The following is a 16,306-nucleotide window of genomic DNA, read 5'->3' on the forward strand; positions in this document are numbered from 1 at the left end:
GATCCTTAATTAATCGAATTATGTAATGTAAACCTCACTTTAACTAATTTATCGTAATAATACATATTTCGGTAAATACATACATAAATCATCTTTTTTGAACTAAGAATATTCTATATATATAAATATCCCCACTTATGGAGAGAAAACAAAAAATACTCGCATTAATCCAGTATTTTTTGTTATTTAGAAAAAGCTGTTCTTTTTAAAATTAAATAACTAACGTTCTTAGACTAAAAACACGCGAAATTCTCGTTTTGAGGACATTTCAAAATATTAGCTTGATGGCGATAGGATAGCACCAACAAAACGCGAATTTCGTACGCTAGGCAAAATTTCACAAAGGAAAAGCCGATTTCCTGTACGCTAAGGGAGAATTGGCTTTTTTACTGTTAATTCGTTTGTAGTAATCGAAGGGAGATTAAAGAGGAGGGGGTGAAAGTTTATAAGTATGGATTGGACTTATTGTAAAGCACCATCATACATTCGCTACTGCCTAACTTGATCTAATTGATAATACGAGATACCAAAAACACCCTGCATGTTTGAAACATGCAGGATGTTTTTTATTCTTTGTTTTTCATAACGTAAGAAACCAGACGAAGAATCTCCAGATATAACCATACTAATGTCATCATAAGCCCTACTGCGCTGTACCACTCCATATATTTTGGTGCTCCACTATGAGTACCATTTTCAATTGAATCAAAATCTAGTAATAAATCTAATGCAGCAACAACAATCACAATTGCACTAATGATGGTACTAATTGCTCCACCTTGGTGAATATATGGAACAGTCACACCTAAGATGCTTAGTGAGAAAACGATAAAATACATAATGAAAATTCCAAGTGTTGCAACAGTTACAACTGAACGGAATTTTTTGGTTACTTTTACTATTCGAGTTGCATATAAAACTAACATTGCAAATAAAATCGAGATTGTCAGCAATACAGCAGTTAAAACGATGGAATCACCAAAACGCATTGTATAGTATGCTGAAATACTCCCTAATAAAATCCCTTGTAACACTGCGTAAATCGGTGCGCAAATTGGGGATATGCGCGGAATGAATATAACTACAAATGCAACAATTAGAGTAACTATTATAATTCCAACTAACACGGGCATTTTCATTGTACCTTGTGTCACCTGTACGTATGAATAGACAGATGCTGCAAGAAGTAAGATAAGCATAATAAATGTTTTTCCTATCGTTCCGCCTATAGTTATCGTAGAAGCATTTGCCTTCTCTTTATGAAATTTTTCTTTTTTTAACATTGGATTAGATGTTCTCATTTTTTTCTCCTAAATACATTTTACTTTTAAAGTAGGGGGCTTTATATCTCTAATTTTTTATCAATGATACGACCTGTAATAGCTACTAGGACAATTATGAACAAACAAGTGAAACATAAATCTAAAATAGTGAATCCTTCACTAGGATACAATGATGTATCAATAAAGCCATTTCTATCTATGAACCCAGTACTTTTTATAGTAATTACATATTTCTCTAATTTACTTAAAATATCCATTACTAATGTTTGGATTGTTGAAAATATAGCAAAGAAAATGATGAATACAATCATCTTACTCATTGATGACTTTATAGGAATCAGCTTTGTAATTACCATGATGAAATAGCAAGAAACTAATATACTTATGAAATCGATTCCCCATAAAAAAACAGCAAGTACGTGATGGACGATTCCATATTCATATAACTTATGAAATTCTTGTTGAAAGTCCCCCATTCCTTTTCCTTCATAAGCACTTTGTGAAAAATAATATAAAAAAATTAGACCTATTACTAACAAAAGAATAAACATTAATGTGAAGAATAATAAATTTGCATATATATATTTTGGGGCTGAGATAGCTGTATAACGAATCATAGAATTTTTTAGCATTTTATTGAAAGAAGGCAACGCCATTAAAAGAAGTAAAAATGCAGTGCTACCAATGATTAATATAAATATACCTAATGTTATATCTTTTGTAAGCGCATCTGTTACCCATGAGAGTCCTATCATATTAAATAAAAGGAGTAAAGAAATAGTAATAAAGCCAAAATAAAAGACGGCTATTTTTTTTCTATTACACTTAAATAAATAGCGAAAAAGTGGATTCATTTTTCAAAAACCTCCTTAAATAATTCATGTACTGCTTTTCCACGGTGAAAACGAATGTCTTCTACATTTTCATGTAAGACAATACTCCCGTCTTTCAAGAAGATTACTTCATCAAATATATTTTCAATTTCCTCTATTAAATGAGTTGAAATAAGAATGGTACTATCTTCACGATAAAAGTTAAGAATTAAATCTAATACATGCTTTCTAGAAATAAGATCAATTCCACCTAATGGTTCGTCTAATACATATAACTTTGCTTTCCTTGAGAAAGTTAATATAAGCTGTAATATTCCTGTTGTACCTTTTGATAAGGTACTTATGTTCTCTTCTAGCGGTATTTTAAACTCAGATATTAAATCCATTGCTTGTTGTAAATTAAAATCAGTATAAAAATCTCGATAGAAAAACACAGCATCCTTTACTGTCATCCACTTTTCAAAAACAGGACTATCCGGCATAAATGAAACGATTTCTTTCGTTCCTAATCCTACCTTCTTGCCTTCAATTGTAATATTTCCTTTAGAAAGGGGACGAAAACCAGAAATCATTTTTAATAATGTCGTTTTTCCACTGCCATTATTACCAACAAGACCGATAATTTTCCCTTCCGATATTGTTAAGCTTAAATCTTGAATCACAGTTTTAAAATCATATCTTTTCCATATATTTTCAATTTTTAATAACTCTGTCATTCGTTTTCCTCCCTTTTCTTTTCCAAAGAGGACCGTAGTATTGAAAGAATTTCCTCTTCCGTAAATCCTAAATTGTCCATTCCATTTATAAAATTATCAAGCAACTCTTTTGCCATTTCTTTGCGTAGCTCTGCAATTTTTCCTTCGTTAGTTGTTACAAATCTTCCTGTTCCTCTACGTGTTTCAGCAATACCTTCTCGTTCTAGTTCCTGAAATGTACGTTGGATTGTATTGGGGTTCACTTGCAATTCACTCGCTAATTCACGTACGGCAGGGATTTTATTACCCGGTGTTAAACGTCCTGTTACAATTTCCTTTTTGATGTATTCCATTACCTGAATATAAATCGGAATATTAGGAGAAAACTCAGTTTTCATTTCTTTCCTCCTCAGTATTAGTGTACTAGATGAATAGTACACTAATACTAGTTGTATGTAAATAGGTACTTTAAAAACTATAATAAATAGAAGATGATATATTTAGTGAATTAGTGTAATCAACCAACTCCCATAAACGACCGTTTATGGAGCTTGGTTAAATCTTTGATAAAATCATTAAAAATCTAATTCTGGATTTGAAATAAAGTCGTACCGTTTATTAAAAGGTCATACCGTTTTGAATAAACATTGATTGTTTGTAAAAAGTTGTATCGTTTTGTGCCTTCTTGATTAAAGAATTCTAAATGAGTTTTAATCAAACCTTTTATACAATCGAACTTTATTCCTAACCAACAACAGAGTATGTTTAGCGCGTATTTCTTTTGGGAAAACTAAAAATATACATTGGTGGAAAGGATACGATTTTATGGATACTGAAACCGATAATACAAATTATTCAACCTCTTCTGTTTACTTGACCCGTAATCTATGGTCAGGCATCTTGTTTGGACTAGGATTAGCGGCCTTTATAGATGAAACTATTTTTCATCAACTATTGCATTGGCATCATTTCTATGACAAATCCACAACAGATATTGGATTGATTTCAGATGGCCTTTTTCATGCTTTTAGTTGGTTTGCAACGATTGGTTCATTGTTCATGGTTGCTGATCTTCGCCGTAGAAATGCATTTTGGTTGAAAAGATGGTGGTGTGGAATAATGCTTGGAAGCGGTGGATTTCAATTATATGATGGTACAATTCAACACAAGCTAATGAAAATACATCAGATTCGATACGTAGAAAATGTTCTCATCTACGACGTGATATGGAACATAGTTGCGACTGTAATGATCTTAATTGGCATTTTACTAGTTTTTCAGACAAGAAAAGAATTAAAATTATTGAGAGGTAAAGCCTTAAATGAACAATAATCATCTTCATCATGAAAGCGGAAATTCCTTGGAGTTCCTGTTGTTATTATTGATTGTAATTATATTAATGGTTTATATCATAGCTACAGTCTTATCAAGTCGTTATCACAAACGATGGCCATTACATCGAACTGTTTTCTGGATTTTAGGAGTTATTTGTGTGGCTACAGCAGTTATTGGTCCCCTAGCCAATCGTGCTCATATTGATTTCACAGTGCACATGCTAGGTCATTTACTCCTTGGGATGCTCGCTCCAATTTTTATGGTACTAGCTGCCCCGATGACTCTTTTCCTGCGAACACTCAATGTGAAAACAGCTCGACGCCTTTCACGTGTACTAAAGAGTAGACCTTTACAAACTCTTAGTAATCCAATTGTCACAACCTTACTTAATTTAGGGGGGCTATGGATTCTCTATACGACGAACTTATACTCGACAATGCATCAAAATATACTTCTTTATTTGTTCATACACCTCCATGTTTTCATTGCAGGCTATCTGTTTACCATATCAATGATTTATATTGACCTAGCATCACATAGGTATAGTTATATATATCGATCAATTGTTTTGATAATTGCATTGGCCAGTCATGGGATATTATCAAAATATATTTATGCTCATCCACCTACTGGTGTAGTCACTGTACAGGCTGAAATAGGAGGCATGCTAATGTATTATGGTGGAGACTTAATTGATATTATTCTCATATTTATTCTTTGTTTGCAATGGTTCAGGGCCAGCAGACCGAGAACCAAAGTACATAAGTCAGTAAGTTCTTAAACATTACCGGCTTCTTTTTAATTAAAGACTTCTAAATGAGTTTTGATCAAACTTTTTTATAAAACGGAGAGTCCATTTAAAAAGAAAAGAAACCAATTTGATTAAACTTTATTCCAAACCAACACTAGAAGCTCTAAAACAATTTTTTGAAGAACAAAAAGAACTAATAAAATTATCCTCTAATGAAAAGAAGATTCAACACTTTATAGAGGGTATAACAGCATTAGGTTTTGCACACAAAAAAATTGAACCTAGTGATTATCAATTTAAAATTCAATTATCATTAGAGAATAAGCATTTGGGTATTTCTATGCCATTAAATGATGGGGTAGATGAATCGCTAGACAATCAATTATGTCTGGTGTGATGATTATATAGTAAGGATTTGTGACATATTTTTAATTGGACTGTACTTTAAAGCTACACCTACTTTAAAGGAGGAATAAGCTTGAAGCAAATGATTAAAGGATCACTGTATGCATTTATTTCTTTAATATTTCTATCTGCTTGTAGTACTGATTCAGCAATTGTAGGTGCTTGGAAACTAACAGAAGAATCATCCTGCGATAAGGAAGCAAAAATAATATTTACAAAAGAGGGAACAGTTCAATGGGTAGATGGGGCAGGAACAATTGCAGGAAAATATGAAGAAAATACCGATAATGTATATACATTTAACTTAAATGACCGTTCCTTTACAGCAACCTTAGATAAAAATCAAATCACACTTCAAGTAGGAGGAGCTAATATCAAAGGAAGTTGTACATTTAAAAAACAGAAGGAATAACTGATAAAACTGTTTATAAAAAAGTTGCAGTATTAATATAGCTAGTTGTTCAAACTATCTTTTGAGAAATTTGTATAAGTTTTAATTAAACTTGTTATAAAAACACAATCCCGTATGCACAAATGAAGAATTATTTTGATTAATCTTTATTCAAAATAAGTTCTTTTTGTGTACCTGAAAATGCAGGTTTATACAAAATATTCAATCGAACTTTATTTCAAAGCAACAGTAATACAAGAAATTAAAGATAATATTATACTTTTAATTAAATTACGGGAAGAAATGAAAAGAGCAATAAAAGTAGAAAAAGAGCCACATAATCTATGGCTCTTTTTTGCTTTTTCTGCTTTATTATTAAGAATTAAAATGTTTCTCCATGCTCTCTTAATACGTACTGTATTGAATTGTTTTCTAGCTTTAGAGCAAATGTTTCTCCGTGTTCTAAGGCCTTTGGTGTTATATTTGTAGAAGTAAAACTAAAAAGTACTACTAATCCTAGAGTGATTCCTAAAAATTGAATGGCTTTTTTCATTATTTTAGTGCCTACTTTTCGCGTAGTTTTTCTTCGGCTTCGTGAGACTCGTAGAAATATAGACTTGCTTTGTCTGGTTGATTAGAAGAGTAGAATTTTAAAGCCAGCTGTTTAGAATAGTCATGAACGAACCCTAATTTTTTAGCTAATTTCTCTCGAAATCATAACTGCTGGAGTGAACTCCAAGTCAATGGTATTTATAAAGTTATGATTTAAATTCTCCTTCACCTTTCTGCCCGTTAGTTCAGTAACTTCAACAAAAAGAGTGTCAATCCTTCTTGGATCAATACCCCGATACTAAGCTAATTTTTAACATCTTACATATTTACGTTTGAAACCAAGCCTCCCTCTATCAATTTCTTTATGAATACTTTCGTAAGCATTTAGAAAACTGCTTTTTTTCTTGTCCCGTTTTACTTCTACTGTACCTACTTCCTTTGCGGTCTCGACTGCCTTTTCATGTAGCGGCAAATATGAAATCCCCACGGTGTATAGAAAATTATTCATAGCGGATTTCGTTCGCTCTGGCGAATCATGAATCGTATTTTTCACAATTTCAAGCATATTGGAAATCTTGCTTTCGGAAAATTCATTGTCTAGGCGATTCCCTAAAAGCCAGCAGTAGCAACTCCAGCCTGCTGACATTCTCAGCTCGTCACCGCTTGCAATCCATTTATCAGCAACGTCTTGTGCAAAATCTGACTCTGATAAAGTTACTGCCACCACATAATCGGACAGCATATAAAAATACGCCCCATCCATCCAACGATCAAAATCCGACTCACTCATAGCTTTTGGGTTTGCAATAATGCCTGCAAAGTACATTGCATCGTAGTTACCTGTGGAATAAAGCTCTTCAGCTAAACGTTGATTTATTTTTATTTTCTTTGCGATTGGTTTCATAGCACCTGTAGCTACGCCAAAAAGCGGCTCGTGCGCACCATTGGATATGTACATTTTTTTAGTTCGTTCCTTACCGAGGGCTTCAAGCTCCTGCATAACTGTTTCGAAATCCATAGTTTTGCACTTCCTTCCTTAATATTAAGACTCTTTTAATTGTAACCAACTAGTTTATATTCTTTATCAAGTCTTCCATACTTCTCAATTTTACCATTAAACTTATTCAAGTAGGATGTCTACTGTCTATAATTCCTCAACAATTCGGCCCGATTGTTGAATAGAATGACTCGCATTTTTTTTAACAACTTTATTATTTTTTAAACGACTATATTGTAAATTAAACAACTTTTTTGTCACTTTACACTAATATTACTATTGTTAACGGTAGTCCTATAACAGCCATAAGCAGTGGATCCATAGAAGATCTCCTTTCTATATAGAAATACATATTTTCATTCGGTTTTTACTCTATTATAAAACTAAAAAAGGGGTACCGCCACACCACCATCTTTAGTCTATTCTTAAGTTGATGGATGTGTGTTGTGACCCCTGTAAGTGTTTTAAAAGGTAAAAAACAGCTGTTTTCGGCACAAAAATAGTGCTATTTCCAAGAGGGATTTTTTATTTTCCTCTTGGAAAGCACTACACTACATTTATAAAAAAGATACTAACGATAGAGAATTGAGCGATTTATAGTTGATTAATAAGCAAATCATAATAAAAAAGAACAAAACAAATAGGATAGAACAAATAATTCAAATGAAACTAAGACTTCTAAGAACTTTTTTTGATAAAATTGATAATAGTAATAGTCTAAAAGAGGCTTTAATAACTTAGCTTTTCCTTTCGAGGGAATATAATTGACCATTTCTGGTGTTACGATAGCTGGTTGTGTAACATTCAAAGGGTAAATTGATAAATTCTTTGCGTATCTCATTACAATATTAGCCGCTACGGGATCCCCATAAAAATTAGCTTCTGCAATTGGAGTAACATTTCCTGGATATAGAAAAGTACCCCGCATAATATAATAAGAATGGACATTTTTCATCATATCTCCATAAAGGAGAAATAAGGTTGCCAGAGAAGTTAATCTTCCAGTATTCACGATAATAAGTTCATTTTTGTACTGTTTAATAAGTTTGAGAATCTCAAAGAAATTCTCAAACATTTTAAGCTCTAGTCCTGGTTGAATGGGTCCTATCCCAAATGTGCCATGAACTTCTGGATAAAAAGTTTCAACTTCTGCAGTCATGGAATGTTCCGCCCCACCCCACCCCACCAAAAACTTCTATTATATTCTTTTCCTGCACTTTTAAGTAAAAAACGAATATTTCTAATAACTTCTGTTTTAGGTACATTCCCATAGTCCGCAACAATTCCCATAACATCAATTTTATCTGTTAAATGTGCATATGTAAGAGCTATCGTATCATCAATTCCGAAATCTCCAAAAAACAATACTTTTTTCCCATACAATGTTTCTCCTTAGCTTTAGCATTAGCTTCTTAAAATGAGTATAATCGGGTACTATAATATAAGATTGTCCCTATACCTTTTCGCAGTTATATGTACTAATGAATTAATTTAGTTAGCATACACTTTCGTTAAAAACGAACAATTTCCTTTTGTATTAAATCAAATAACATATACAATTGTTGATTTCTAATAATAAGCAATTCTGATTTCATAAAAAAACAATTAAGTATAATGTGCGTTCAAGTGATATTTTGATTAAACTTTATTCAAAATTCACAGCAAGGGTGCCTCTAGATTCATTATGCCTAAAAGAACGGTTTATTTTGTAACTGAATTATATTAGAAAAAATGCTACTCCATCAGGTAAAGGAGTAGCATTATATTGTAAAAATAGTGAATCATGGGAAGGTGTTAACTTAATTCTTTCTCACGTACCACAAAAAGTTCGATAAGGGCGGGATGATGGTGCCGGTGGTGTGCAGTACTCAGACTGTTCAGGAGAGTGAGCGTAAGGATTTGAAAGAACCGCAAGCAGTCGTTCCATCACGCTGTAATCCCCTTGTTTTACTGCGGCCTCTAATGCCTCTTCTACGCGGTGGTTTCGTGGAATTATCGCAGGATTGTTGTTCCTCATCAGTTGATGAGAAGAGGATTTCGATTCCTGCTGTCTGTCTAGTCTCTCCTGCCATTTTTCCTTCCACTGAGTAAATTCAGAGCTTCTAAACAAATCGGTATCCTCAGGCGTATCAAGAGTTAATGCACGGAATGTATTGGTATAGTCCGCGCGATACTTCTCCATGATACCCAGGAGTTCGTCAATAAGGGGTTTATCTTGTGCCTCTTCGTTAAATATACCTAGTTTTGCCTTCATTCCAGCGAGCCAATTACTTTCATACTGTGCACCGAAATCTGAAATCGCATCTTGGGCTAGCTTGACAGCTTGTTCCTCGTCTTCATGTAGCAATGGTAATAGAGTTTCAGCAAATCGTGCGAGATTCCATACACCAATATATGGTTGGTTACCATAGGCATATCGGCCTTGCGTATCAATGGAACTGAATACTGTTGCTGGATCATATGTATCCATAAAAGCACATGGGCCGTAATCGATGGTTTCCCCGCTAATGGTCATATTGTCGGTATTCATGACTCCATGGATAAAGCCGACGAGTTGCCATTTTGCAATTAGGCTTGCTTGTTGCTTTATCACTTCTTGAAGTAGCGCTAAATATGGGTTTTCATCTGATTGAATAGCTGGAAAATGACGTTTAATCGTATAATCAGCTAAAGCTTTAAGATCCTCAACTGAACCGCTTGCTGCTGCGTATTGAAATGTGCCAACGCGTATATGACTGCTGGCTACACGTGTCAAAATTGCACCTGGCAAGGCAGTTTCGCGTATGATTGACTCACCTGTTGATACTACAGCTAGACTGCGGGTAGTAGGAATACCGAGTGCGTGCATTGCTTCGCTGATAATATATTCGCGTAACATTGGTCCAAGTGCGGCACGGCCATCACCTCGGCGGGAGTATGGTGTTCTACCAGAGCCTTTTAATTGAATATCAAATCGTTCACCTGAAGGAGTAATCTGTTCGCCGATTAGCAGTGCACGGCCGTCACCTAGCCTGTTGAAATGTCCGAATTGATGCCCTGCATAGGCTTGAGCAAGAGGGGTAGAACCTTCGGGAATTCGGTTTCCAGCAAGAACCGCTACGCCATCTTCGCTTTGTAGTTCCTCACTGTTTAACCCTAGGGATGTTGCCACAGGCTGATTGAGAATGACTAATTTTGGTAAGGCTACAGGGTTTGGGCTAAGGGTAGAAAAAAATGACTCCGGCAGACGGGAATAACTATTGTCCAAGTTCCATCCGGTTTCTTTAGTTTCTTTTTTGTTTTCCATTGGATCTCCTTTTCTTTTTCATTCTAGTTTTTAAAGCATAATATAAAAAGTATTTCATAATATTCCCCATTTTATTTGTAGACAGAAGGGAGAATTTAAAATTGTTGTATCTTTGTCCTTCATTTTTGTGATGCACTTGTAGATATGTATGTTACATCTTTAGTCAATGGAATAATAAAAGCGCATCAGTAGTTGTGTTTTATTCAAATAGTTCTGGTATTTATAGTAACACTTTTATTCATAGAACCAAAACGTAAATATTTTTCATTATGTAAATTTCTTTAGTCGGTGTTGGAGCATTAAGACGGCAAGTTGAGATATAGAACCTTTAGATAAGGTGAAACATTAATCAGTGGGATTTTTACTGCTTGTGAATGTTGGATAAATTTTCAGGAATTGCAAACTTTACGGCTCATCATAAAAAGATTGATAATAAAATGAAGATTTATATTTGGTGAAACAATGCTTATGAACAATCAATTACATATAGGGATGGGGTATTAAGAACAGAAAAAGCCGCGCTCATTTATAATGAGTGTGGCTTTTTTCTGTTTTTATAGCTAGTTTAATTTTCAAGTTAATAGTATATAGTTTTGAACTACGCTTTATTTTATATAAAGAAATTCATCATATAGATTCCATATGTATTTTGGGGCGTACTCTATCTATATGATAAATGATTGTGAAAAATAAGTCTATATTTTTTTGAATTTCCTTATTATAGTTAAACCACTGAGCTCAGTAAAAATTATGTGCGTTTTATATGAAAGGAGCAATACACATGAGATCCATTCATGTTCCGGTTTTAATTATTGGAGGAGGTTTAACAGGGTTAACCTCGGCATTATTTCTTGCAAAGCATAAAGTTGATTATTTACTTATTGAAAGACATCCAACTACTGCCATTCACCCAAAAGCAGGAGGGATTACCTTTCGCACGATGGAATTATTTCGGGAATTAGGTTTAGAAAAGGATATTCGTGCTGCTGGAAAGGTGCTGGAGAACTGTCGTGGAAGGGTTAGTGTAAATACAATCGCTGAAGCAGACTATGAAGAATTAACAAGGGTAAAGATGGTTCAGTATGAAAATGATGAAAGTTTGTCCGAGCTGATTAGAAAGATTAGTCCATCAAAGACGACTGCTTGTTACCAAATTACTTTAGAACCGATGTTACTGCAAGAGGCACAGCAATTAGGTGGAAAGCTATGGTTTAATCATGAACTTGTTTCTTACAAGCAGGATGAAAAGGGAGTAACGGCTATTGTGCGAAATCGTGAGACGAAACAAGAACAGGTTGTTCATAGTAATTATTTAATTGCAGCAGATGGAGCGAAAAGTTCGATACGTAAACATTCAGGCATTCCAACGACTGGTCGTGGTACGATAGGAGGCCATTATATAAACATCTACTTTAAAGCAGATTTGAGTGATTTCATAAAAGGGGATGCCTTTGGTTTCACGATGATTTCACACCCTGAGGTTTTAGGTGCGCTTATTCCAGTCAATAATGGGGATCGTTGGATTTATCATGTAGCCTATAATCCTTTAAAAGGAGAGACACCTGAAGACTTTTCTATAGAGCGTTGCCAACAAATTATTCAAACAGCCATTGGGAAGTCACATCTTGATGTGAAAATATTAAGCATTTCACCTTGGGAAGCGACAGAAAGTACAGCTGAACGTTTTCAAGATAATCGTGTTTTCTTAGTTGGTGATGCAGCTCATCTTATGCCACCCACAGGAGGCTATGGTTCAAATACAGGTGTTCAGGATGCTCATAACTTAGCTTGGAAATTAGCTGCTGTTATACATGGTCAAGCGAATCCGAGATTATTGGATACTTATCATGAGGAGAGGCGTCCAGTTGTACAATTAACTACGGATTACGCAAGCAGCATATTATTCCGTGCTATGAATAAACAAGCAGGTTTGAATAATAAGGATAGTTTAGCTGTTACTGTAGGGTATAAGTACCGTTCTGCAGCAGTAATAGATCAAGATGGGACTCCACACAGAATGGACATTTTAGAGCTCAAGGGAAGACCGGGAACACGCGCTCCGCATATGTGGGGGGCTTATCAAGGAAAGCGAATTTCGATACTTGATTTATTGGGTAGAGGTTTTGTGTTATTTACTGGGTCAGAACATGATTCTTGGTCAAGTGCTGCACGTACGGTTGCATCTCATTTAGGGATCAGCATTGAAGTGTATCGGGTTTCTCAAAAAGGGGATTTTATTGATCAGGATAACACTTTTGTAACACTATATGGAATTAATCCAGAAGGGGCAGTATTAGTAAGGCCAGATGGATTCATTGGGTGGCAGACAAAAGAGGTTGTTTTAACACCGGATCTCGTACTTGAAGAGGTATTAAATTGCATACTATGTAACACATCTTTGAATACAAAATAATTTTAAATGCGTATTATACCAATTTTTAGCATATATGAAAGGGAAAGATAGATAATGGATCATCTATTTAATACGTTTCATAATTGTAGTAAGGAAGATAAAAATAAATAAGCGGATAGTAACTGATGAGTTGTTATAATTTTCTATCCGTTTTTATTTGTAGTTCATATTAATTACTATAATAGAATATCATTTTATTATAATTAATATAACAAAAAATATTCACAAAGTTTATAAGATTTGTTATGATTAAATCCAGCAAGTTAATAGAAGGCCGGAGATATTTGAGACAAGCCATAAAACTGTTTGTGAATACAAATGTATTCTGAAACGTTTTATGGCTTTTTTGTTGAAGTACGGGAACACAGTAGAGAATGCTTCATAATTGGTTAGTTATACAATGAGGAAGGGGATGACAGATAGAAACATAGATTACATTTTATTTGTAAGATTGCAATTTTATTAGAGGCTTATAATAATATTTAGGGTATTCTTCTATTTCGTGTAAATCTCATTAACTTGTTGAAATTTACAACTCGGGAGAAGGATTTAAAATCATGAAAAAAATAATAAGTTTCTTGTTTATTTTCTTTACAGTAGGTAGTTTTTTTTACGGGGGAACAGTTGATGCAAAAACAGAAAAGAAGCATGAATTCAATACGAATAAGTTTTTAAATATTGCGCATCGAGGAGCAAGTGGACATGCCCCTGAGCATACTTTTGCTTCATATGATCTTGTGAAAAAAATGAAAGCGGATTATTTAGAATTAGATATCCAATTAACAAAAGATGGTCAATTGATTGTAATGCATGATACGTCAGTGGACCGCACTACAAATGGAACTGGTGAAGTAAGAGAAAAAACATTAAGTGAAATAAAAAGTTTAGATGCTGGATCTTGGTTTAATCATACTTATCCAGAAAAAGCGAAGCAAGAATATGTAGGACAAAAAGTTCCAACACTTGAAGAAATATTTCAAAAGTATGGAAGAAGTATGAAATATTATATTGAAACAAAATCTCCCGATGTGTATCCGGGAATGGAAGAAAAATTATTAGGATTGCTTGAAAAATATAATTTAATTGGCCAAAATATGTCTTCAAGTCGTGTTATGATTCAATCATTTAGTCAAGAAAGTTTAAAAAAGATTCATAGTATGAATCAAAATATTCCACTAGTGCAACTGCTTTGGTATTATCCAAATGAAAACAATGAGATTATTGAATGGTCAGGGGTTACTCATGCTCCTAAAAGCGTAACAAATCAAGATTTCCAAACTATTAAAGAGTACGCGATTGGTATTGGACCAAATTTACGTAATGATAATGGAGAATTAATTATTGATGAACCGTATATGAAAAAGGCGAGGGAGAATGGTTTGTTAATCCATCCTTATACAATCAATGAGAAAGAAGATATGAGACTTTTAATTGGATGGGGCGCTACAGGCATGTTCACAAATTACCCAGATCGATTACATAGTGTTCTAAAAGAAAAATAAAGAGAAATATGATAAAAGGTATACCATTTATTTGGTATACCTTTTATCTTTATATTGGTTATTAAATTGATAAATGTATTAGGCTGAATTTTATTGATACAATTATATTCTTCCTTCTATCTACCTATCTCATAAAATAAAGATTTAGATTCACTATGTTCAATAAAAAATTTATCGAGCATCAATAATATTCTTAAACCTAAAGGCAGTTTTGCTATGAAATTATCTACAGGATCTATACCTACAATAGTTATATAACATGTCTAATCACTTCAATGCTGCAACTTGTTTATATACTGTTGTTTTTATCATTTTTTTCTGGTCCATTATTTATTCTGTTCTCATCCCTTTAGAACGTCTTAATTCACTACGCCTTTGTATAATGACTAAGAAGAGATTCCTAACTTTATCTTTCTTCTCTAGAACAAATATGGTAACGAAAAGGGGTGCTGTTACTCCTACAATTGTATAGATTACATTTCCATAATCTATAAATTGAAGAAGAATTTTATTAACTCCTATGTGCATATACATGATAGCCATGCTTTTATTATTAATAAGAGAAAAAAGCGATAGAATTTTTTCAGATTTCATCAGCTGGAATATCCCGCAATATGCAAAAGTCATTACTAGTGGAATCACTATATCCAAACCATAGTGTTCATATGATACATATTTCATACTTAAATGATAATCCATCAGATTCAGTTCCTGAATCGTAATAAATCCAATTATCAATAGGATACAGAGCCCTGTAAGTGCAGAAGGAATTTGTTTTATATACGGTTTAACATAATAACCTATACTATAATATACAAGGGCAAGCATAGACACATCCATATTCCAAGGAATCCATACATGTAGAGAAGGCTCTAAGCCGCCTAATGTGCAGATATAACTTCCTTCAATATGTGACACTATATATAAGAAGATAATGAATAACAAGCGGGTTTTTGTTCTTTTAAAAATAAGAAATATAATAAGGAATAATACTTGTGTAAAGAACAGACAAGTTATAAACCAAAATACTCCGTAATAGCTTGTAATAAATCTTCCACCAAACAGTACCTTTCCAATGTCTTCTATATACCAACTTAAAGAGAAATTCCCTTGGATTAGCTCTTCTGCATAGCGGATAATTGTGAAAAGACCTAAGTACGTTATATAAGGAATGAGAAGACTATGCGCTCTTCTTTTTAGATAAGGTCCGACTTGTGACCATTGTTCTACCGGCTTAGATACATAACCGCTAAACAAAAAAAAGGCAGGCATATGAAACCAATAGATATAGGTTATAAGGCTATTATGATTGTAAGCATGTCCAGCAACAACAAGGATTAGCGCAAACCCTTTTGCTGAATCAAGCCACAATTCACGTTTTTTATCTATCATGTTTTCACCCCCTGGTTGTAATAACAATACCTATTTTAGAAGGAACGAAAGTGAATTTTCCAATATGTTATTAGGCTTTAAAACATTAGTAAAGAAATAGAAATACTGTTAATAATACAATTATTTTGTAATGAAATAGAAAGAGAAAAATGTACATGTATCGTGTTATACATTCAATGAAATAAAATATGATTTTCTAATGGAATGATACACTTTATATGTGTCGTTCATATGTTCAAGAGGTGAATTAGATTTTATTGCCAGTCGAGGAAGAAGAGAATAGATATGTATCAATCTAAATGATATCAGTAAACTCTAACTTTATACTTTCACCTTCTAACAAACAAAAAGGGAACCAAATAATCCCCCCTCTTTTCTAGTTAACAGAATCGCGAATAGAAGAAATAGGTAAAAGGAGTACCTGTTTCAAGAAGTGTAAAATAAATTCAAATAAAAGGGAAAAAAGTATAC

Annotated in this window: 14 protein-coding genes and 1 pseudogene; 6 read left to right on the top strand and 9 right to left on the bottom strand. The window is 33.6% G+C overall.

Going from position 1 to position 16,306, the window contains the following annotated elements; all coding sequences use genetic code 11:
* Nucleotides 1–566: 566 nt before the first annotated feature.
* The 4 genes from Y7E_RS0112295 to Y7E_RS0112310 are packed head-to-tail and all read right to left on the bottom strand — an operon-like array spanning nucleotide 567 to nucleotide 3,209.
* Nucleotides 567–1,301 (bottom strand): Bax inhibitor-1/YccA family protein, encoded by a 735-nt coding sequence (locus tag Y7E_RS0112295; protein ID WP_017151551.1) that lies wholly within the window; start codon nucleotides 1,299–1,301, stop codon nucleotides 567–569.
* A gap of 41 nt (nucleotides 1,302–1,342) precedes the next feature.
* Nucleotides 1,343–2,137 carry a hypothetical protein gene (locus Y7E_RS0112300; protein WP_017151552.1) on the bottom strand — a complete coding sequence of 265 codons (795 nt, stop codon included), beginning with the start codon at nucleotides 2,135–2,137 and terminating at the stop codon, nucleotides 1,343–1,345.
* Nucleotides 2,134–2,832: an ABC transporter ATP-binding protein gene (locus tag Y7E_RS0112305; RefSeq protein WP_017151553.1), complete on the bottom strand. Its 699-nt coding sequence runs from the start codon at nucleotides 2,830–2,832 to the stop codon at nucleotides 2,134–2,136. The genes Y7E_RS0112300 and Y7E_RS0112305 overlap by 4 nt, the downstream gene beginning before the upstream one ends.
* Nucleotides 2,829–3,209 carry a GntR family transcriptional regulator gene (locus Y7E_RS0112310; protein WP_017151554.1) on the bottom strand — a complete coding sequence of 127 codons (381 nt, stop codon included), beginning with the start codon at nucleotides 3,207–3,209 and terminating at the stop codon, nucleotides 2,829–2,831. The genes Y7E_RS0112305 and Y7E_RS0112310 overlap by 4 nt, the downstream gene beginning before the upstream one ends.
* A gap of 427 nt (nucleotides 3,210–3,636) precedes the next feature.
* Between Y7E_RS0112310 and Y7E_RS0112315 the strand changes: the two genes are divergently transcribed.
* From Y7E_RS0112315 to Y7E_RS0112330, 4 genes are all read left to right on the top strand, one after another.
* The gene (locus tag Y7E_RS0112315) at nucleotides 3,637–4,143 is read left to right on the top strand and encodes a DUF2243 domain-containing protein (protein WP_017151555.1); all 507 of its coding nucleotides are present in this window, start codon (nucleotides 3,637–3,639) and stop codon (nucleotides 4,141–4,143) included.
* Nucleotides 4,133–4,927, top strand: coding sequence for a cytochrome c oxidase assembly protein (locus Y7E_RS0112320; protein WP_017151556.1), 795 nt, complete (start codon nucleotides 4,133–4,135; stop codon nucleotides 4,925–4,927). Before Y7E_RS0112315 ends, Y7E_RS0112320 begins: the two co-directional genes overlap by 11 nt.
* Before the next feature lie 97 nt (nucleotides 4,928–5,024).
* Entirely contained in the window at nucleotides 5,025–5,294 is a 270-nt protein-coding gene (locus Y7E_RS0112325) for a hypothetical protein (protein ID WP_017151557.1), read from the top strand.
* An 81-nt stretch (nucleotides 5,295–5,375) separates the two neighbouring features.
* A complete protein-coding gene (locus tag Y7E_RS0112330; RefSeq protein ID WP_017151558.1) occupies nucleotides 5,376–5,714 on the top strand; it encodes a hypothetical protein in 339 nt (112 codons plus the stop codon).
* A 361-nt stretch (nucleotides 5,715–6,075) separates the two neighbouring features.
* Here the strand turns inward: Y7E_RS0112330 and Y7E_RS33635 are convergent, their stop codons facing one another.
* From Y7E_RS33635 to Y7E_RS0112350, 4 genes and pseudogenes are all read right to left on the bottom strand, one after another.
* Complete coding sequence (locus Y7E_RS33635; protein WP_167321107.1) at nucleotides 6,076–6,246, bottom strand: hypothetical protein; 171 nt, start codon at nucleotides 6,244–6,246, stop codon at nucleotides 6,076–6,078.
* A 309-nt stretch (nucleotides 6,247–6,555) separates the two neighbouring features.
* Nucleotides 6,556–7,263 carry a DNA alkylation repair protein gene (locus tag Y7E_RS0112340; protein ID WP_017151560.1) on the bottom strand — a complete coding sequence of 236 codons (708 nt, stop codon included), beginning with the start codon at nucleotides 7,261–7,263 and terminating at the stop codon, nucleotides 6,556–6,558.
* A 664-nt stretch (nucleotides 7,264–7,927) separates the two neighbouring features.
* A pseudogene (locus Y7E_RS34875) lies at nucleotides 7,928–8,625 on the bottom strand (nucleoside hydrolase); the annotation flags it as partial.
* 427 nt (nucleotides 8,626–9,052) lie between these two features.
* Complete coding sequence (locus tag Y7E_RS0112350) at nucleotides 9,053–10,528, bottom strand: protein adenylyltransferase SelO (protein ID WP_017151561.1); 1,476 nt, start codon at nucleotides 10,526–10,528, stop codon at nucleotides 9,053–9,055.
* A 781-nt stretch (nucleotides 10,529–11,309) separates the two neighbouring features.
* Here Y7E_RS0112350 and Y7E_RS0112355 point away from each other — a divergent pair.
* Together Y7E_RS0112355 and Y7E_RS0112360 are read left to right on the top strand one after the other, a co-directional pair.
* Nucleotides 11,310–12,941, top strand: coding sequence for an FAD-dependent oxidoreductase (locus Y7E_RS0112355; RefSeq protein WP_017151562.1), 1,632 nt, complete (start codon nucleotides 11,310–11,312; stop codon nucleotides 12,939–12,941).
* A 557-nt stretch (nucleotides 12,942–13,498) separates the two neighbouring features.
* Nucleotides 13,499–14,443, top strand: coding sequence for a glycerophosphodiester phosphodiesterase (locus Y7E_RS0112360; protein ID WP_017151563.1), 945 nt, complete (start codon nucleotides 13,499–13,501; stop codon nucleotides 14,441–14,443).
* A 330-nt stretch (nucleotides 14,444–14,773) separates the two neighbouring features.
* On the opposite strand, the gene Y7E_RS0112365 is transcribed toward Y7E_RS0112360, so the two are convergent.
* A complete protein-coding gene (locus Y7E_RS0112365; protein ID WP_017151564.1) occupies nucleotides 14,774–15,835 on the bottom strand; it encodes an acyltransferase family protein in 1,062 nt (353 codons plus the stop codon).
* Nucleotides 15,836–16,306 lie beyond the last annotated feature (471 nt).

The organism is Bacillus bingmayongensis (assembly GCF_000299035.1).
Taxonomy (GTDB): Bacteria; Bacillota; Bacilli; order Bacillales; family Bacillaceae_G; genus Bacillus_A; species Bacillus_A bingmayongensis.